The 18038-nt window shown below is 69.3% G+C and carries 18 protein-coding genes; 8 read left to right on the top strand and 10 right to left on the bottom strand.

The annotated features are described in order from the left end of the window. Positions 1-24: 24 nt before the first annotated feature. From VB739_RS10700 to VB739_RS10685, 4 genes are all read right to left on the bottom strand, one after another. A complete protein-coding gene (locus VB739_RS10700) occupies positions 25-1194 on the bottom strand; it encodes a transaldolase (RefSeq protein ID WP_323357048.1) in 1170 nt (389 codons plus the stop codon). A 99-nt stretch (positions 1195-1293) separates the two neighbouring features. Next, positions 1294-3150: a peptidoglycan D,D-transpeptidase FtsI family protein gene (locus VB739_RS10695; protein ID WP_416233321.1), complete on the bottom strand. Its 1857-nt coding sequence runs from the start codon at positions 3148-3150 to the stop codon at positions 1294-1296. Then, a complete protein-coding gene (locus VB739_RS10690) occupies positions 3150-3590 on the bottom strand; it encodes a hypothetical protein (RefSeq protein ID WP_323357047.1) in 441 nt (146 codons plus the stop codon). The genes VB739_RS10695 and VB739_RS10690 overlap by 1 nt, the downstream gene beginning before the upstream one ends. Positions 3591-3647: 57 nt before the next feature. After that, positions 3648-5066: a CPBP family intramembrane glutamic endopeptidase gene (locus tag VB739_RS10685; protein WP_323357046.1), complete on the bottom strand. Its 1419-nt coding sequence runs from the start codon at positions 5064-5066 to the stop codon at positions 3648-3650. Positions 5067-5164: 98 nt separating this feature from the next. Here VB739_RS10685 and VB739_RS10680 point away from each other — a divergent pair, with 98 nt between their 5' ends. Both VB739_RS10680 and VB739_RS10675 read left to right on the top strand, forming a co-directional pair. Further along, positions 5165-6490, top strand: coding sequence for a histidine phosphatase family protein (locus VB739_RS10680; protein ID WP_323357045.1), 1326 nt, complete (start codon positions 5165-5167; stop codon positions 6488-6490). A gap of 26 nt (positions 6491-6516) precedes the next feature. Beyond that, on the top strand, positions 6517-7797 hold the full coding sequence (locus VB739_RS10675) for a dihydroorotase (RefSeq protein ID WP_323357044.1): 1281 nt from the start codon (positions 6517-6519) through the stop codon (positions 7795-7797). Here the strand turns inward: VB739_RS10675 and lepB are convergent. Continuing rightward, positions 7751-8479, bottom strand: coding sequence for a signal peptidase I (gene lepB, locus VB739_RS10670; protein WP_323357043.1), 729 nt, complete (start codon positions 8477-8479; stop codon positions 7751-7753). The two genes, VB739_RS10675 and lepB, sit on opposite strands and share 47 nt — an antisense overlap. 67 nt (positions 8480-8546) lie before the next feature. Here lepB and VB739_RS10665 point away from each other — a divergent pair, with 67 nt between their 5' ends. Further along, entirely contained in the window at positions 8547-10064 is a 1518-nt protein-coding gene (locus VB739_RS10665; protein WP_323357042.1) for a hypothetical protein, read from the top strand. On the opposite strand, the gene VB739_RS10660 is transcribed toward VB739_RS10665, so the two are convergent. Together VB739_RS10660 and VB739_RS10655 are read right to left on the bottom strand one after the other, a co-directional pair. Beyond that, positions 10061-10426 carry a Spx/MgsR family RNA polymerase-binding regulatory protein gene (locus VB739_RS10660; protein ID WP_323357041.1) on the bottom strand — a complete coding sequence of 122 codons (366 nt, stop codon included), beginning with the start codon at positions 10424-10426 and terminating at the stop codon, positions 10061-10063. The genes VB739_RS10665 and VB739_RS10660 overlap by 4 nt on opposite strands. A 6-nt stretch (positions 10427-10432) precedes the next feature. After that, entirely contained in the window at positions 10433-10795 is a 363-nt protein-coding gene (locus tag VB739_RS10655) for a 2Fe-2S iron-sulfur cluster-binding protein (RefSeq protein ID WP_254962822.1), read from the bottom strand. A gap of 132 nt (positions 10796-10927) precedes the next feature. On the opposite strand from VB739_RS10655, the gene VB739_RS10650 reads away from it, so the two are divergent. After that, the gene (locus VB739_RS10650; protein WP_323357040.1) at positions 10928-11614 is read left to right on the top strand and encodes a class I SAM-dependent methyltransferase; all 687 of its coding nucleotides are present in this window, start codon (positions 10928-10930) and stop codon (positions 11612-11614) included. A 480-nt stretch (positions 11615-12094) separates the two neighbouring features. Here the strand turns inward: VB739_RS10650 and VB739_RS10645 are convergent, their stop codons facing one another. Beyond that, the gene (locus VB739_RS10645; protein WP_323357039.1) at positions 12095-12502 is read right to left on the bottom strand and encodes a resolvase; all 408 of its coding nucleotides are present in this window, start codon (positions 12500-12502) and stop codon (positions 12095-12097) included. A gap of 288 nt (positions 12503-12790) precedes the next feature. Between VB739_RS10645 and VB739_RS10640 the strand changes: the two genes are divergently transcribed. From VB739_RS10640 to VB739_RS10625, 4 genes are all read left to right on the top strand, one after another. Continuing rightward, positions 12791-14581, top strand: coding sequence for a proline--tRNA ligase (locus tag VB739_RS10640; RefSeq protein WP_323357038.1), 1791 nt, complete (start codon positions 12791-12793; stop codon positions 14579-14581). A 25-nt stretch (positions 14582-14606) separates the two neighbouring features. Next, positions 14607-15020, top strand: coding sequence for a photosystem II protein Psb27 (gene psb27, locus VB739_RS10635; RefSeq protein ID WP_323357037.1), 414 nt, complete (start codon positions 14607-14609; stop codon positions 15018-15020). A 74-nt stretch (positions 15021-15094) separates the two neighbouring features. Continuing rightward, on the top strand, positions 15095-16408 hold the full coding sequence (locus VB739_RS10630; protein ID WP_323357036.1) for an adenylosuccinate synthase: 1314 nt from the start codon (positions 15095-15097) through the stop codon (positions 16406-16408). Between the two features lie 20 nt (positions 16409-16428). Next, positions 16429-17442, top strand: a complete 1014-nt coding sequence (locus tag VB739_RS10625; RefSeq protein WP_323357035.1) for an adenosine kinase — start codon at positions 16429-16431, stop codon at positions 17440-17442. Here the strand turns inward: VB739_RS10625 and cutA are convergent. Beyond that, positions 17378-17767: a divalent-cation tolerance protein CutA gene (gene cutA, locus VB739_RS10620; RefSeq protein ID WP_323357034.1), complete on the bottom strand. Its 390-nt coding sequence runs from the start codon at positions 17765-17767 to the stop codon at positions 17378-17380. The two genes, VB739_RS10625 and cutA, sit on opposite strands and share 65 nt — an antisense overlap. After that, positions 17760-18038, bottom strand: a 279-nt coding sequence (locus tag VB739_RS10615; RefSeq protein ID WP_323357033.1) for a precorrin-6A/cobalt-precorrin-6A reductase, incomplete at its 5' end; no start/stop codon positions are given. The genes VB739_RS10615 and cutA, both read right to left, overlap by 8 nt.

The following is an 18038-nucleotide window of genomic DNA, read 5'->3' as shown; positions in this document are numbered from 1 at the left end:
AGGAATGGGGCGCAGAGCGGAGGTTCAGCGGCTGATCGCCAACGGAGCTCCCAGGCCGCCGCGCACATCCTCCGGGGCCAGGCGACCGTCGTTGTCGGTGTCGAGGGCATCGAAGACGGCATCGCTGCCGAGCCATTCCTCGCGGGTGATGCAGCCGTCACCGTCAAGGTCGTTGAGCAGGAAGATCTCATGCACCGCATGGGTGAAGGCAGCTCCGCCCTCGATGACCGCCAGGCGATGGGCCAGCTGACCTTCCAGGGTCTCGATGGCCTTGGAGAAGCCACGGATGCCCTCATCGAGCTTCTCGCTGGCCATCGGATCGGACGCCATCATCGTGCGGAAGGTGGCCTCGTCGACGTGGATCTTGGCCTCGCTGGCGCCGGGTTGGGAGGGATCAAGACGGGGTTCCAGGTGCTCCTCGCTCTGGCGCAACTGGTCCATCAGGGCCGGCGAAATCGTCAGCAGGTCGCAGCCTGCCAGTTCGACGATCTCATCGATGTTGCGGAAGCTGGCGCCCATCACCTCGGTGCCGTAGCCGTAGGTCTTGAAGTAGTTGAAGATCCGTGTGACGGACAGCACGCCGGGATCCTCCGGGCCGGGATAGCTGTCGCGTCCGGTGGATTTCTTGTACCAGTCGAGGATGCGCCCCACGAAGGGGGAGATCAGGGTGATGCCTGCCTCGGCGCAGGCCACGGCCTGGGAGAAGCCGAACAGCAGGGTGAGGTTGCAGTGGATGCCTTCGCGCTCAAGCACTTCCGCCGCCTTGATGCCCTCCCAGGTGGAGGCGATCTTGATCAGCACGCGCTCGGTGCCGATGCCGGCCTGGGCATAGAGGCCGATCAGCTTGCGGGCCTTGGTGATCGTGGCCTCGGTGTCGTAGCTGAGGCGCGCATCCACCTCCGTGGAGACCCGGCCCGGCACGATCTTCAGGATCTCCTTGCCGAAGGTGACGCTGATCTCGTCGATGGCCTCGCGCACCACGTCCTCGGCCGGAGCCGTGGCGCCGATCACTTCACGGGATTCGCGCAGGGAGCGGTCGATCAGCTCCTGGTAGGCCGGAATCTGGGCCGCCGCCAGGATCAGGGAGGGGTTGGTGGTGGCATCCCGCGGCGTGAACTGGCGAATCGCCTCAATGTCGCCGGTGTCAGCCACGACCACCGTCATGGCGGCCAGTTGTTCGAGCAGGTTGGCCATCGTGGAACGGGTCGGACGCGCTGTCTTCTGGTGCCGACGCTAGCCACGGCCCCCCGCGGCCAGACACCGGGGTTGTGGGAATGAGGACAGGGCCCTGTCTCAGGACGGCGTGGCTTTTCGGGGCCGGCTGACGATCGGCTGGCTGGGGGGCACCTTCTCGATCACGAGCAGGGCTTCGGCGATCTGGCGGGCCACCGGCAGGGCCACGGTGGAGCCGTAGGCGTTGCCCCCCTGGGGCTCGTCGACCACCACCAGCACCACGTAGCCGGGATCCCCCGCCGGCAGGATCGCCACGAAGCTGCAGATCCTGGCCCCGGGGATGTACACGCCGTTGCGGGCTTTCTGGGCTGTGCCCGTCTTGCCGGCGATCCGATAGCCGGGGATCTTCATTCCCTTGCCGGAGCCGTTCTGCACCACCGTTTCCATCCAGTCGACGACGGTTCGCGTGACCGCCGGATCGAGCAGTTGCACGCCCGTCGCTGTGGTGGAGCTGGCCAGGGCATCGCCGGAGCGCAGGCCGCGGGTGATGTGGGGGCTCACCAACCGGCCGCCGTTGGCCAGCATGGCGTGCAACTGCAGCAGCTTGAGGGGGGTGAGGGAGAAGCCCTGGCCGAAGGCGGCGACCGCCGGCTCGATCGGGGCTGAGGTGAATTCCTTGCGGCTCTTGAGCTGGCCGGCCACCGCTCCGGGCAGGTCGGTGTCCGGCATCTCGTCAATGCCGAAGGTGTGCAACCAGTGCCAGAAGCGATCCCGCTTGACATGGGACATGGCCTGCACCATGCCGACATTGCTGGAGACCTGAAGCACGGTGGGGAAATCGATCACGCCGTTGGCCCGGCGGTCGTGGTTGAAGATCGGCCAGCCGCCGATGCTCAGCTGCCCCACGTCGTTCACCTTGTCGCCGGGGCGGATCGCCTTCTCCTGCAGCGCCAGGGCCAGATTGATGGGCTTGAAGGTGGAGCCGGGCTCGTAGAGGTCCTGCACCGACCATTCGCGGAACAGGCCGGGGTTGTACTTCCAGAACGTGTTGGGGTCGTAGCTGGGGGTGGAGGCCAGGGCCAGAATCTCGCCGTTGCGGGCATTCATCACCAGGGCGGCGCCCTGCTTCGCCCTCCACTGCTTCACCTGCTTGCCCAGCGCCTGCTGGGCCACCTGCTGCAGGCGGGCATCAAGGGTGAGCTGCAGGCGCAGGTCGTCGCCATAGAGCGCCCCGGCCTGGAGACCATCCGGCAGGGGGGTGCCGTCGGCGCCGCGGCGCATGCTCATCGTCACCTCCTGGCGACGCAGATCCCGGTCCCGGCTCTGCTCCAGACCCGCCTGGGCCACCCGCTCCAGGTTGAGGAAGCCCACCACGTTGGCGAACAGCTGACCCTGGGGGTAAACCCGTTGCGGGTAGGCCTCCAGATCGATGCCGCTGATGCCCAGCTCCCTGACTCGATGGGCCGTTTCCGGATCCAGGCCTGTGGCGAGCTTGACACCGCTGCGGCGGCTGCCAATGGTCTGCAGCAGTTCTGCGGGGGGCTGCGCCAGCACCTTGGAGAGTTCCCGGACGACGTCGGCGGGAGGGCGGATCTGCTGGGGTTCGTCGCCGGGCAGGTTGAAGTAACGGGGATGGGCCCAGAGGGTGAAGCGCTCCTCGTCCAGGGCCACCAGCCGGCCCATACGGTCGACGATGGTGCGCCGTTTGCCGATGGGGGTGATCGCCTGGGTCTGGATGGCCCTGGCCCTGGCCTGGAGCGCCGGCGCCTGCACCACCTGGAGCCAGGCGAGGCGTCCGGCCAGTCCGACCAGGGCCGCGCAGAGCAGCAGGTAGACCGCCAGCATCCGACCGGTGGGGATCGGCTGGATCTCCACCACCCGCCGCGTCGACGTTCCTTTGCCCCGGCGTCCACCCCCCTTGCCGGCGGGGGCCGGGCCGCCGGCGTCGCCGGACCTCGAACGGAACGGGGAAGGCATCAATAGCCGGCCGGAATAGCGCGCAACTGGAAGCCGGCGAGCAGGGGCACGGCGACGCGGGGACGGCTGCTGTTGGGCTCGGGTAGGTGGATCAATTTGTCGCTGCTGGTGGGCTCCAGCAGCCCAGGTCGCTTGACCAGGCTGAGGTGGTGCTGCTCAAGCAGCGCAGAAGACTCCTGCATGCGGTGCTCAAGCGTCTTGGAGGCCTGCAACTGGGCGAAGCTATGGGCCCACTGGTTCTGCCAGTGGAGGGTGAGGGCACTCAGGCCGAGCATCGAGAGTCCCAGTCCCACCAGCGCACCGCTGCTGATCCGATGCAAGCCGGCCAGCCAGGGGGACTGACGTTCGATCTTGCGCGCCGACAGCGACCCCTCGATCAGATGGAGGGGCCTCAGTCTTGGCAGAGGGTTCTGGCTGCGTGGGGCGGGGGAGGCGGCCAAGGGACCTAGGAGTCACTGCGCAAGTGAACCACCCCCGGGGGGCCGCAGCAAGCGGTGTCAGTCGGCGAGAAAGAGGAGATTCATGAAGGTCAGCCCGTTCCAGAGGGCATGCATCAGAACGGCGGAGCCCAGTCGGCCGCTGCGCCAGCGCAGCCAGCCGAGACCGAGGCCGAGCACGAACAGTGGCGCCAGCTCCCCAAGGCTCAGGTGGGCGATCGCGAACACGGCCGCGCTGAGGATCACCGCCCCGGCGCCACCGAGCCGCAGGCCTGCCACCGGCAGCAGCACGCCCCGGAAGAGAACCTCCTCGAACAAGGGGGCCACCACCAGGGCGGTGAAGGCGAAACAGGCGAGCGCCAGGGGATCGGCGCTGGTCAGCACCAGCTCCAGCAGCGGATTGCTCCCGCCAGGGTCGCTCCAGAACCGGTCGATGACCCAGCTGGAGGCCGTCACCACCGGCAGCACCATCAACAGGCTGACGAGGGCAGCGCTGAAGGCAGACTGGGCCGGCCGCCACTTCCACTGCAGCCATCCCCCCGCTGGTCTGGGGGTCCGGCGCGGCAGCATCAGGGCCAGCAGCAGCAGGGGCGCCGCCATCAGGGCCGCGTAGAGCACCAGCACCTCAAGGCCCTGGCTGAGGGCGCTCGGAGCCTCCAGGCGCTGCAGGGCGAGCTGGAGCGGTGGCTGCACCACGATCGGGACGACGACTTCACCCAGCACCACGAAACCGCCAGCGATCAGCAGGGTCACATCGACGGGGCTCAGGGGTGGACCCAGCAGCGGCGGCGCGGCGGGGAGCCGTTGGCGCCAGGCCAGCCAGCCCTGCCGCAGCAGCAGGGCGACCCCCGCCAGCAGCAGCAGGGCCGGCAGGATGGTCACCGCCAGGAGCATCAGCAGCAGCCGCAGGGAGCGCTCCTCAGCCGGGCAGACCCCCGGGTCCCCGGGAAGCTGTTCGCAGACCAGCTGTTGCACGATCAAGGGCGCCGACCAGGGGGCGAGCAACTGCCGCCGCCGCTGGGCATCCACGGGCCGCCCGTTCAGCAACGCTTCGATCAGGGGACGCCGCACGGCGTCCACCTGGGTCGCCAGTTGCTGCAGTTCGATGGACTCCATCAGAGCCGCTGGGTCCGTCTCAGAGCGTTCCAGCAGGGCCAGTTCAAGGCGGCGCAAGGCCAGCGGCGGTTCTTCGGAGGCCTCCAACTGCCGCCTCAGTTCTTCCACCAGGTCCTGACGTGGGGCCTCCCCGGAGAGGATGGGCCGCAGGCCCTGCGGGACGGCCTCGCTCGCCAGGGCCCCCAGTTCGAGCTGGCGCAGGCTGAGGGAATCCACCACCGACGGCCGCTCCAGGCTGTCGATCAGCCCCCCCACCCACAGCAGGGCACAGAGGGCCAGGCTGAGCAGGGCCAGCAGGGCCTTCCAGCCCGGCGGAGCGGCGGGGGGTCCGGATCGGGAAGGGGTTCCGTTCAACCGGACCACCTCGGCGGCAAGGGCAGCTGATTCTGTCGTGCCCCAGGCCCCCTGACCGTGGCCACTCCCCGCTCCCATACGATGGCCAGGCCTGCGCCACAAGCACCTTGCCCCTTCGCATCGTGCTGGTCCGCCATGGGCTGAGCAGCTTCAACCTGGAGCACCGCATCCAGGGCCGTGACGACCTCTCCAATCTCACCGAGGAGGGGCAGCTCCAGGCCCGTCGCACGGGAGAGGCCCTGGCCGAACTGGCGTTCGACGCTGTCTACAGCTCGCCGCTGCAGCGGGCCAGCGCCACCGCGGCGGCCTTGCTGGCCAGCCATGGCACCCCGCTGAGCCCCCTCTACGACGACGATCTGCTGGAGATCGACCTGGCCCCGTGGAGCGGCTTGCTGCGCAGCGAGGTCCGCGCCCTCGACCCGGAGCAGGAGCGCCGCTGGCGCGAGGCCCCCGAAACCATGGAGCTGCAACGCTCTGACGGCAGCCGTTTTCTGCCGGTGCCTGACCTGCTGCAACAGGCCGGGCGGTTCGCTGATCGGCTGCTGGCGCGCCATGGCGACGAGGGCACCGTGCTCGTGGTGGCCCACAACGCCATCCTGCGCTGCCTGGTGCTGCATCTGCTCGGGCTGCCGGCCAGTGGTTTTCTGCGTCTCAGGCTCGACAACGCCTCCATTTCCGTGCTCAACCTGGTCCGCGGGCCGGAGGGGTGCCCGTCGGTTCAGCTGGAATCCCTCAACGGCACCGCCCACCTGGGTGTCCCCTTGCCGCCGGCCGCAGCGGGCTGCCGGCTGCTGCTGGTGCGCCATGGCGAGACCGACTGGAACCGGGAGGGGCGTTTCCAGGGCCAGATCGACATTCCGCTCAACTCCCATGGCCTGGCCCAGGCCGAGGCAGCGCGCGCCTTCCTGGCCCCAATTCCGCTGCAGCGGGCCTACAGCAGCGACATGGCCCGCCCGCTGCGCACCGCCGAGGTGATCCTGGCGTCCCACCCCGGCGTGCCGCTCACCACCAACCGGGGGCTGAGGGAGATCGGCCATGGCCTCTGGGAGGGCCGGCTGGAAAGCGAGATCGACGCCGGCTGGCCCGATCTCCTGGCCGCCTGGAAACGCAGCCCCGAAACGGTGCAGATGCCGGAGGGGGAGACCATCACGGAGGTGTGGGACCGGTCCCTGGCGGCCTGGAACCACATCGCTGCTGGCCTGGGCCCCCAGGAGACGGCCCTGGTGGTCGCCCATGATGCGGTCAACAAGACGATTCTGTGCGCCTTGCTCGGCCTCTCCCCAGCCGACATCTGGACCGTGAAACAGGGCAACGGCGGTGTCACCGTGATCGACTACCCCCGGGGGGCGGCGGCAACGCCGGTGGTGACCGCCCTCAACCTCACCGCCCATCTGGGCGGTGTCATCGACCGCACGGCCGCCGGCGCCCTCTAGCCGGCCCACCCCCCGAGGCCCCTGCCATGGTCCGTCAGCTTCTGATCCGCGGGGTCCATCTGCTGGAGGCCCCCGGCCGGCCGCCACGGCGGGCCGACGTGCTGCTGGAGGAGGGCGTGCTGGTGGCGATCGATCCGGATGCGGCCGCCCTGTCAGGGGTGGCCTGCGCCAGCGCCGACGGCGGTGGGTGCTGGTTCGGCCCCGCGCTGGTGGATCCCCACAGCGTGCTGGAGGAGCCCCTGCAGGGGAGGGCGGAAACCCTGGCCAGCCTTGGGTTCGCCGCCGCCGCCGGTGGCTACGGCAGCGTGGCCCTGCTGCCCTGGGCCCCCACCTGGCGGGACCGTCCCGAGCGGCTGGGCTGGAGCTGGCCCGAGCCCCTGCAGTTGCTCCCCTGGGGCAGTTTCAGCGTCGATGGCCTCGACCGGGAGCTGGCCCCCCACGCCGACCAACTGGCGGCCGGTGCCTGTGGTCTGGCGGCCGGGGCGACCCTGCCGCCGCTCGACCTGCTGGAGCGGGGTCTGAGGCTCGCCGAGATGGAGGACCGGCCGGTGCTGTTGCCACCTCGTGACGGGTCCCTGGCCCAGCGGGGTGTCGTGCGGGAGCGGGTGGAGGCTCTGCGGGCGGGCTGGCCCCTCGACCCCCCCGGCAGTGAGACGCTCCCCCTGGAGACCCTGCTCACCCTGGCGGGCGAGCTGCCCGGCCTCCAGCTGCGGCTGATGAACCTCTCCACCGCCGAAGCGGTGCTGCGTCTGCGGCGCCATGACCGCCCGCCGATGGCGTCGGTGTGCTGGTGGCATCTGGTCGCCGACAGCGGTGGCCTCGATCCGGCCGACGACGGCTGGCTGCTGGAGCCCGCCCTGGGGGGACCGGCCGACCGGCGGGCGCTGATCGACGCCCTCGCCGATGGGGTCATCGGTGCCGTTGCCGTCCACCACGTGGCCCTCGATGCCGAAGAGGAGCTGCTGCCCTTGGATCAACGGCGCCCCGGGGTGGCCGGCCATGGTCTGGTGCTGCCCCTGCTCTGGGAGGAGCTGGTGGGGCGCCAGGGTTGGCGGGCCGAGCAGCTCTGGCAGGCGCTCTGCTGGGGCCCCGCCCGCTTCCTGGGACGGCCTGAGCCAGGGCTGGCCCCGGGGACGCGCCGATGGCTGCTGTTCGATCCAGACCACCACTGGCACTGGGCCGACGCACCGCCTGGCTCCCTGGCGGCCAACCGGCCCTGCCGGGAGCGTCAGCTGAAGGGGCGGGTGATCGCCACGGGGCTCAGCGATCCAGCTGGTTGGGTTCTGGCAGCGGACCGGCCGAACTGAACGGGAAGAAACGCCAGAAGGCGCGGCCGATCAGCTCTGATTCGGGCAGCAGCGGTCCGCCCGGCCAGAAGCGCGCATCCCAGCTGTTGGCACGGTTGTCGCCCATCACCACCAGATGGCCGGGGGGCACCACCACATCGATGGTGCGGCAGGGGCCGAGGCCCTGGCGATCGACAGGGCAGTAGTTGCGGACGTAGGGCTCATCGAGGGGACGGCCATTGATCGTGACCCGCCCGCGGGGATCGGCCACCACCCGCTCACCCGGCAGTGCGATCACCCGCTTGATGTAGGCATCGCAGGCTGGCTGCTGCAGGCCCGGCAGGGAACCGATCAGGGGCAGGTTGACCAGCAGGCAGCTCAGCCCACCCGGCTTGGTCGGTCCGGTGAGGATCGGATCGAAGTGGTAAGGCGAGTGGAACACCACCACTTCGCCGCGCCTGGGGGCCCGCTGGCGGAAGGACAGCTTCTCCACCAACAGCCTGTCCTGCAGCTGCAGGCCCGGGAGCATGGAGCCGGAGGGGATGTAGCGGGCCTCCAGCAGGAACTGGCGAATCCCCAGGGCCACCGCCAGGGTGATCAGGACGCTGCGCCAGAAGGCCCAGGGGCTCTCTTCCCGTGCCTCTGTGTGGGGCGGCGCTGCGTCGCGGGCGCCGTCGTCGGCCTGGGGATCCGAGGGGCTCAAGGGGTTCGTGCGGCAGGTTCCGTGGTCGGGAGGCAGATTAGGCACGCATCCGCCCGCCGGGTCCCCGATGGCACGCCCACGCTGGCACCAGACCCTGGCCCTGCCCTCCAGCGGCCTCGGCCGCCGCTGGGATCGCTTCGTGGCGCTCTGGGCCGCCCTGAACCTGCTGTGGGTGGCCTTCGACGTCACCTACATCCCCCTGCGCACCTTCTGGCTGCAGCGCAACCTCTACCCGCTGCCGTCGGTGCCCCTGGTGGTACCGCTCACCTTCATCCCCGACATCACCCCCTGGGTGGATCCGATCAAGGGGATCGAACCCCACCGCGAGACCCAGGCCTACCAGGACCAGTTCGATCGCCTGGATGCGGCCCTGCGCCAGGGCCCCCCGGGTCAGCTCAGCCCCGCCCAGCAAAAGCTCCTGGCGGACCAGGCGCGGCTCACCGCCGAGATGATCGACTCCAATCCGATGCTGGCCTCGGGCACCTCCGGCACCCTGGAGAAGATCAAGAATCGCCTGCGCCAGCGCGCCGACAAGGACTCGGCCAAGCAGGCGGCGGCGGTGCTGCTGAGTCCGGCCTGGCTGGTCTCCCATCCCTGGGAACAGGAGCGGCTGTTCTGGCGCCACCAGGTGCTGCCCCTGGTGGCCACCACCTACTGGCGCTCGATTGATGAGAACGGCCGCCCCACCGACCATTTCTGGCGCTACGACCTGATCCTGTTCCAGAGCGTCTTCGCCCTGGACATCCTGCTGCGGGCCTACCGCCTGCGCCGCCGCCTGCCCGGCCTGAGCTGGAACCGGGCCCTGCTGCGGCGCTGGATCGACCTGCCCCTGCTGCTGCCCTTCTGGCGCCTGCTGCGGGTGGTGCCGGTGCTGGAGCGGCTGCACACCAGCGGGCTGATCACGATCGAGCCGATCCGGGCCGTCATCAGCCGCGGCGTGGTGGCGCTGCTGGCGGTCGAGCTGTTCGAGGTGCTGGCACTGCAGTTGATCGATGGCCTGCAGCAGCTGATCCGCTCGCGCCGCTGGCCGATGCGGATCCGGGCCCTGCGCAGCCATCAGACCGTGGTCAGCAACGACGAACGGGAATTGGTGGAACTGGTGCGGATCTGGGGCCCCCTGCTGCTGGTGCGGGTGGCACCGCGCCTGGCTCCCGAGTTACAGGGGGTGCTTGGCCATGCCCTGCAGCAGAGCCTGCAGAACGCCATCGTGCCGCCGGGTCTGCGCCAGCTCCAGCCCCTGCTGCAGGTGGAGAAGGGGCTCAGCCGCCAGCTGGCCGGGGGGATGGTGGACAGCCTGCTCGATCTGACCCGCAGCACCGGTGAGCGCCTCAGCCGGCGCGATGATCAGCAATTAGAGCTGCTGCAGCGCTTCATCGACCGCTTCTGGGAGGAACTGGCCGAGGCCCTGGAGAGCGGACCGGCCCTGGAACGCTCCCAGCAGCTGCTCTGCACCTTCCTCGAGGAGTTCAAGGGCAATTACCTGAGCCAGATCAGCCGGGCCGGCATCGAAGGGCTGATCGAGGAACTCGACCAGTTGATGGTGAAGGGATCCCAGGGGCCGCTCGAGCCCAGCGACCCGACCTAGCCGAGCAGTTCCTGCCACTCCTCGGGACGAAAGCCGGTGACAATCCGCCCCGAAGCCGTCACCAGGAAGGGACGCTTGATCAGGCGCCCATCGGCGGCGAGGGCCGCCAGGGCGGTGGCGGTGTCCATCGCCTTCACCGTGGCGGCGCCCAGGGCCCGGTAGCTCTGGCCGCTGGTGTTGAACAGCCGGCCGAAGCCACCCAGCTGGCCATGGGCCTCGCTGAGCAGCTCCAGGGACGGGGGGGCGATGGTGATGTCGATGGCGTCGAATGGGATCTGTCGATCCCGCATCCACGCCACCGCCTTGCGGCAGGTGCTGCAGCTGGCGTACTGGAAGAGGCGGTGGACGGCCTGATCAGCCATCGCTGCTCACTTGCGGCCGACGAGAGCCTTGAGGGCGCCGACCAGGCTGTTGGAACCCTTGCCCACGCCGGAATCCGGCTTGGTGCGGATGGTGACGTCCCCGTTGACGGTGGTGCGGCAGCTCAGGCGGTAGCTGGAGGGACGATCCGCCAGGTAGACCTCCTCGACGTCGCTGCGGGGGGAGAGGTTGCGGGCCCCCTCCACCACTTCCACCACGCAGGTGCCGCACTGGCCGAGGCCGCCGCAGTTGTTGAGGTTGTTGAGGCCCGTGTAGGGATTCACCCCGGCGTCAAGGGCCGCCTTGCGCAGATTCGCCCCTTCAATGCAACCAACCTGCTGGCCTTCCTTTTCAAAACGGATGGTGGGCACGGTCGATCGTGGGTAGGGGGCGCCGCCCAACTTAGGTCACACCGCGTCCCACCGTTCCCACTTTCGTTGCCTTGGGAAAGGATCGGGACGGCCTGGAGGAGCTCCCTACGATGGATGGGTTGCCCGCAGATCTTGCTTTCCTCCGACCCTTCCCCGGCCCGGCAAGGCACCTACGACCTGGTGGTGCAGCAGCTGATCCCCGGCTACGCCAGTCTGGCTCGCCTGTCGGTGGCGCTGTTGGCCTCCTCTCCCCTGGCGTCGCAGCCGGAGTCGGCGGTGCTGGTGGCGGGCTGCGGCACGGGGGCCGAACTGCTGGAGGCCGATGCTCAGCGGCCTGACTGGCAACTCACCGCCATTGATCCGTCGGCGGAGATGCTGGCAGTGGCCCGGCAGCGGCTTCAGAACCGGGGCCGGATCGACTGGCATCACGCCACGGTCGAGGAGCTCGGGGCTGAGTCCCGCTTCGATGGTGCGCTGTCGGTGCTGGTGCTGCAGTCGCTTCCGGATGACGGCACCAAGTTGGCGTTCCTGTCTGCACTGGCCCGCAGCCTCAGGCCCCAGGGGCAGCTGGTGCTCGTCGATCTGATGCGACCGGAACGCTCTCCCCTGTCCTCCCAGGTGGCCGAGGCCTGGGGCTGTTTCCAGCGAGCCAGCGGCGTGGATGGGGAGGCGGTGGATCCCACCGCCCAGATTCAGGGTTTCCACCCCATCGGCATCGCCCGTCTGACGGCCCTGGTGGAGGCCGCCGGTTTCAGCGATCCGGCGCCGTTTTTCCAGGCCCTTGATTTCCAGGGCTTTCTGCTACAGCGACGGGCCTGAAACGACGCGCACTGGACTCCTGATGGCCCGGCAGCAGCGGTCTGTCCATGACCACACCTGCCAGGGGTACCAGCAGGGTCGCCAGGCCAACCAGAAAGCCGGCAACGGCACCGAAGGGTTGGTCAAAGAACAGGTCGGCGGACGGTTCCGTGCGGGAGGCAGAAACGGAGACTCTTGGTCCCGGACTGTCCGGCTCTCCACTGGGCTCGGAATCGCCGGTGGCCGGGGCCAAAGACAATCCTTCAACACGTCCCTCCGCTAGTCCGGTGCTGATGAGGGTGCCAGGGGAGGCGAGGGAAGGGGCGGTCCCGCCATGGGAACCGAAGCGATGAAGGGGCCGGGCGTTTTGGACGTGATCCATGCGGTCGTGCAGCGGAAGGACCGGTGCACTGGACGGGAAGGAAAGGGTGGTTTGAGCGATTCTGACACCGATCGGGCCGATCGGCCCCCTGCCGGCGATGTCGGACAGGGTTGCGGCACTCAGGCCGCAGGCCGTGACTGGGAGTGCTGCTGACGGTGCAGGTGGAGGTCGGCGGGGGGGGCATCGGCTCCATCCAGCCGGACGCGGATCGCCCGCAGTTCCTCCAGGATCGAAGCCAACAACTGCTGGGTGGCGGTGGAGGGGGAGTTGAGCACTTCCACCGTCACCTCCTTGATGCGCAGCACATCGCGGGCGAAGCGGGCGACTTCGTGGGGGTGGAAGACGAGGGGCTCCTTCTGGTCGCTGCGGTACTCGGGGTTGAGTTTGCGGGGATTGAAGGGGGGGTTGAGATTGCGGGGATCGGTGTTGGTGTAGCGATACACCGAGGCGCGGGATCGGTTCAGGGAACGCTGCACCTCATCAATCCCGATCAGGGTCTCGGCGTCGGCGCCCGGCTCACCTTGCATCGCCTGGGGCGACATCTGCGAAAGGCCCTCTGACCGAGCCACCGAATCAGTCAGAGCCACCGAAGCAGTGGAACCGGCCATGGACGAGCCGGCCTGGGCAGGGTGAGCGAGCATTGAGACTGGTGTTGGACGCACTGGACTAGCGGCTGACGTTAGCAGAGTTTTTCGCTCCAGGCTTGGCCTGCCTCAGGGGTGAGGCCGGTTGCGGCGACTCACGCTTCGCCCCCTGTGGCACCTGGATCAGCGGGCCTGCGGTGATAGCGTCCAGCGCCGATCCGGACTTTCTCCATGCGCGTCTCCCGCCTGATGCTGGTGACGCTTCGGGACGACCCGGCCGAAGCCGAGATCACCTCCCACAAGCTGTTGCTCCGAGCCGGCTACATGCGGCGGCTGGCGCCGGGAATCTTTGCCTACCTGCCCCTGCTCTGGCGGGTGCTCCAGAAGGTCTCCGCCATCGTTCGCGAGGAGATGGCCGCCGTCGACGCCCTCGAAACCCTGCTGCCCCAGCTGCAACCCGCCGATCTCTGGCGCCGCAGCGGCCGCTGGGATGGCTACACCGCCGGGGAGGGGATCATGTTCCACCTGGTCGATCGCCAGGAGCGCTCCCTCGGGCTCGGCCCCACCCATGAGGAGGTGGTCACCGAGCTGGCGGCCGACCTGCTGCGCTCCTACCGCCAGCTGCCGGTCTGCCTGTATCAGATCCAGACCAAATTCCGCGATGAGATCCGGCCCCGTTTCGGCCTGATGCGAGGGCGCGAATTCATCATGAAGGACGCCTACTCCTTCCATGCCGACGAGGCCTGCCTGCGGCGCACCTATGCCGCCATGGACGGCGCCTACCGGCGCATCTTCGAGCGCTGCGGCCTGCGGGCTGTGGCGGTGGAGGCGGACAGTGGCGCCATCGGCGGCTCCGCCAGTCAGGAGTTCATGGTCACCGCCGAGGCCGGCGAGGATCTGATCCTGGCCAGTCCCGATGGCCGCTATGCCGCCAACCAGGAACGGGCCGTTTCCCTGCCGGCTGCGGCGGTCCCCCTGGAGGTCAGCACCTGCCAGCCCCTGGCCACGCCCGCCCAGACGAGCATCGATGAGCTCTGCACCGCCCATGGCTTCGACCCCACCCAGACGCTGAAGGTGCTGCTGCTGCTGGCGCGGTTCGCGGCGGCGCCCCCGCGGGGGGTGCTGGTGTGCCTGCGCGGCGACCAGCAGCTCAACGACGTCAAGCTGGCCAATGCCGTGACGGCCCGCTGTGCCGACGCCGGCGCCCTGCTGGAGATCGTGCCGTTGCTGGCCGACCATCTCTGGGACGCCGTGCCCTTCGGCTTCCTGGGTCCCCATCTGGAGGATCCGGCCCTGCGCCAGGGCGAGGCCCGCGTTGCTGCGGCGCCGCTGCTGCGCCTGGCTGATCCCTCCGCCGCCGACCTGGAGGCCTTTGTCTGCGGGGCCAACCGCAGCGATGAACACCTGGTCGGGGCGCGCTGGGGTGAGCTCTGCCCGGTCCCTGAGGTGGTGGACCTGCGGGCGGCCCAGCCGGGAGACCGCTGCCTGCACGACCCGTCCCAGCGGCTGGAGGCGGCCCGGGGCATCGAGGTGGGTCACATTTTCCAGCTGGGCCGGAAGTACTCCGAGGCCCTGGAGGCCCGCTTCACCAACGAGGCCGGCAGCGAGGAGCCCCTGTGGATGGGCTGCTACGGCATCGGTGTCTCCCGCCTGGCCCAGGCCGCCGTGGAGCAGCACCACGACGCCGATGGGATCCGCTGGCCCGTGGCGATCGCGCCCTACACGGTGATCATCGTGATCGCCAGCAGTCAGGATCCGGTGCAGGTGGCCCTGGCCGAGGAGCTCTACGAACGGTTGCGGCTGGGGGGGTGCGACGTGCTGCTCGACGACCGTCCCGAACGGGCCGGGGTCAAGTTCAAGGACGCCGACCTGATCGGCATCCCCTGGCGGCTGGTGGTGGGCCGTGGCGCCGGGGAGCGCAAGGTGGAGCTGGTGGACCGCAGCGGCGACACGGGCAAACGGGAGCTGAGTGCCGACGCCGCCCTCGAGCACCTGCGCGGGCTGCCGGGTGCATCCCCGTAGGATTTCTCCAGACGCCGTTCCTCCCTTGGTCGCCTTTCTGCGCCGCAACCTGCTTCGTCCCTTTCTGGCCCTCGGCCTGTGTCTCTGTCTCGGACTGAGCGGTTGCAGCCAGGCCACCGCCGGACTCAGCGGCAACTACGTCGATGACACCGTCAGCGTGGCCCAGACCCTGCTGACCACCATCGCCCTGCCCCAGGACGATCCCGCCCACCAGGAGGCGGAGCTGCAGGCCCGTCAGCTGATCAACGGCTACACCGCCCTTTACCGGCCCCGCCAGGACATCCACGGCCTGGCCTCCTTCACCACCATGCAGACCGCGGTGAATTCCCTGGCGGCCCACTACGCCGGTTACGCCAACCGGCCCCTGCCGGACGCGCTGCGCAGCCGCCTGGAAAAGGAGCTCAAGAAAGCTGAAGCGTCCGCGGTGCGCGGGGCCTGAACCTTTGACGAAGGGGGCCCTGATCTGAGAAGCTCTCCCCTTGTGCTTAGAAGCGGCTCCGGGCCGCTGTTTCCTTGGCCAATGTTGTCGTCATCGGTGCGCAATGGGGTGACGAAGGGAAAGGCAAGATCACCGATCTGCTGAGTCGCTCCGCCGATGTCGTGGTCCGCTATCAGGGCGGGGTCAACGCCGGGCACACCATCGTTGTCGAGGACCGGGTCCTCAAGCTGCACCTGATCCCCTCCGGGATCCTCTATCCGGACACCATCTGCCTGATCGGATCGGGCACGGTGGTGGATCCGAAGGTGATGCTGGGCGAGATCGACACCCTGCTGGAGCTGGAGATCGACGTCTCCGGGCTGAAGCTCGCCTCCACCGCCCACGTCACGATGCCGTACCACCGGCTTCTCGATCTGGCGATGGAGCAGCGCCGGGGCGACCGCCGTATCGGCACGACGGGGCGGGGCATCGGCCCCACCTATGCCGACAAATCCCAGCGCAATGGCATCCGGGTGATCGACCTGCTCGATCCGGACTGCCTGCGCGATCGCCTGCTCGGCCCCCTCGCCGAGAAGAACGATCTGCTGGAGAAGGTTTACGGGATCCCCGCCCTGGATGCGGAGGCGGTGATCGAGGAGTACGCCGCCTACGGCCGCCGGCTGGCCCCCCACGTCGTGGATTGCACCCGCACCATCCACGAGGCGGCCCGGGCCCGCAAGAACATCCTCTTTGAGGGCGCCCAGGGCACCCTGCTGGATCTCGACCACGGCACCTACCCCTACGTCACCTCCTCCAACCCCGTGTCGGGCGGAGCCTGCATCGGCGCCGGCGTGGGACCCACCCTGATCGACCGGGTGATCGGTGTGGCCAAGGCCTACACCACCCGGGTGGGCGAAGGCCCCTTCCCGACGGAATTGGAGGGCAGCCTCAACGACCACCTCTGTGATCGCGGCGGGGAGTTCGGGACCACCACCGGCCGTCGTCGCCGTTGCGGTTGGTTCGACGGGGTGATCGGCCGCTATGCGGTCCAGGTGAACGGCCTTGACTGCCTGGCGATCACCAAGCTCGACGTGCTTGATGAGCTGGACGAGATCCAGGTGTGCGTGGCCTACGAACTCGATGGCCGCCGCATCGACTACTTCCCCAGCAGTTCCGACGAATTCGCCCGCTGCCGGCCGGTGTTCAAGAGCCTGCCGGGCTGGCAGTGCTCCACGGCCGATTGCCGGGCCCTGGAGGATCTGCCCCCCACCGCCATGGCCTACCTGCGCTTCCTGGCCGAGCTGATGGAGGTGCCGATCGCCATCGTTTCCCTCGGCGCCCAGCGGGATCAGACGATCGTGGTCGAGGATCCGATCCACGGCCCCAAGCGCGCCCTGCTCAGCGTCTGAGCCCGGTCCCAGCCGTCCCCTTGTCACCCTTCCCTTTGATCAGTTCCTCCAAGCGTTTCGACGTCGTCGGCATCGGCAACGCCATCGTCGATGTCCTCGTCCAGGCCGATGACGCCTTTCTCGAGGCCCACGGCCTCACCAAGGGCACCATGGCCCTGGTCGACGAATCCCAGGCGGAGCGGCTCTACGCCAGCGTCGGCGCCGGGCTCGAAACCTCCGGCGGATCGGCGGCCAACACCCTGGCGGGCATCGCCCAGCTGGGCGGCCAGGCGGGGTTCATCGGCCGGGTCAGGGACGACCAGCTCGGGGCGATCTTCGCCCACGACATCCGCGCCGTGGGGGCCCGGTTCGAAACGCCACCGGCCGGCAGCGGACCCTCCACGGCCCGCTGCCTGATCCTGGTCACCCCCGATGCCCAGCGCACCATGTGCACCTATCTGGGGGCATCGGTGGGTCTGGATCCCGCCGACCTCGACCTGGACATGGTGCGCCAGGCCAAGGTGCTGTACCTGGAGGGTTACCTCTGGGACAGCGAGGAGGCCAAGCGGGCCTTCATCGCGGCTGCCGAGGTGATGCGCGCCAGTGGCGGCGAGGTGGCCCTCTCCCTCTCCGATGCCTTCTGCGTGGAGCGCCACCGGGACAGCTTCCAGGAGCTGGTCGACGGCCACGTCGATGTGCTGTTCGCCAACGAAACGGAGATCACCTCCCTCTACGAGAGCGACAGCTTCGAAGCGGCCGCCGATCAGGTGCGGGGCCGCTGCAAGCTGGCGGCCCTCACCCGCAGCGAGCGGGGCTCCCTGCTGCTCAGCGGTGACACCACCCTGACGATCGAACCCTTCCGGCTCGGCCCGCTGGTGGACACCACCGGCGCCGGTGACCTCTATGCCGCCGGGTTCCTCTACGGCCACACCAGGGGTGAGAGCCTGGAGCGCTGCGGTCAGCTCGGTTCGCTCTGCGCCGGCCAGGTGGTCACCCAGCTGGGACCACGTCCCCAGGCCTCCCTGCCGGAGCTGGTGGCCCGCCACCTGGGCTGAGCGGCAGCTGCTCCAGCAACCAGCGGCCATAGGAGCCATCGCTGCTGGCCTGCCAGTGGATCCACTCCGGTGTGTCATAGCTGTGCAGCTCCCCCAGGCTGCGGCGCAGCGCCTCCAGGTTCTCGGGGCTCGTCTTGAGCAGCAGCTGCACCTCTTCGCTCCGCTCCAGCTGCCCCTGCCAGCGGTACAGCGACACCACCGGGTGCAGGCTGGCGCAGGCCACCAGGCCCCGCTGCAGCAGCGCCAGGGCCAGGGCCTCGGCCCGCTCCCTGTCGGCTTCGGTGGTCAGCACCAGGCTCAGGGGGATGGGGGCGGGATCAACCATGGGGGCCACTCTGGCCCAGGCGTTGCAGCAGCTCCCGCAACGGCAGGGCTTCGGCCTGGCCGGGCTCGGGGGGGCGCTCCAGCAGCAACAGGCGCAGGTCCAGTTGGGCGCAGATGCGGTGCCACTGGGCTTCGTTGGCGCCGCCGGAGCGGCGGCAGAGCACCGTTTCGATGCGCCAGAGGCGGCAGAGGGCCAGCTCGATGCGGCCGTCGCCGGTGGGCCGCAGCGGGGCCAGCCGCTGGGCCGGGATCCCGGCGGCCAGGGCCAGCGC

It is taken from the genome of Cyanobium gracile UHCC 0281 (assembly GCF_034931305.1).
Taxonomy (GTDB): domain Bacteria; phylum Cyanobacteriota; class Cyanobacteriia; order PCC-6307; family Cyanobiaceae; genus Cyanobium; species Cyanobium gracile_A.
Note: the sequence above shows the minus strand (reverse complement) of the source record. Positions and strands in the feature narration are given on the sequence as shown.

Bases quoted from the DNA above. Each gene is read 5' to 3' on its own strand.
- cutA (WP_323357034.1), bottom strand. From the start codon at position 17,767: ATGGTTGATCCCGCCCCCATCCCCCTGAGCCTGGTGCTGACCACCGAA.
- VB739_RS10665 (WP_323357042.1), top strand. From the start codon at position 8,547: ATGGCACGCCCACGCTGGCACCAGACCCTGGCCCTGCCCTCCAGCGGC.
- VB739_RS10645 (WP_323357039.1), bottom strand. From the start codon at position 12,502: ATGCAAGGTGAGCCGGGCGCCGACGCCGAGACCCTGATCGGGATTGAT.
- VB739_RS10695 (WP_416233321.1), bottom strand. From the start codon at position 3,150: ATGCCTTCCCCGTTCCGTTCGAGGTCCGGCGACGCCGGCGGCCCGGCC.
- VB739_RS10660 (WP_323357041.1), bottom strand. From the start codon at position 10,426: ATGGCTGATCAGGCCGTCCACCGCCTCTTCCAGTACGCCAGCTGCAGC.
- VB739_RS10640 (WP_323357038.1), top strand. From the start codon at position 12,791: ATGCGCGTCTCCCGCCTGATGCTGGTGACGCTTCGGGACGACCCGGCC.
- VB739_RS10675 (WP_323357044.1), top strand. From the start codon at position 6,517: ATGGTCCGTCAGCTTCTGATCCGCGGGGTCCATCTGCTGGAGGCCCCC.
- VB739_RS10700 (WP_323357048.1), bottom strand. From the start codon at position 1,194: ATGGCCAACCTGCTCGAACAACTGGCCGCCATGACGGTGGTCGTGGCT.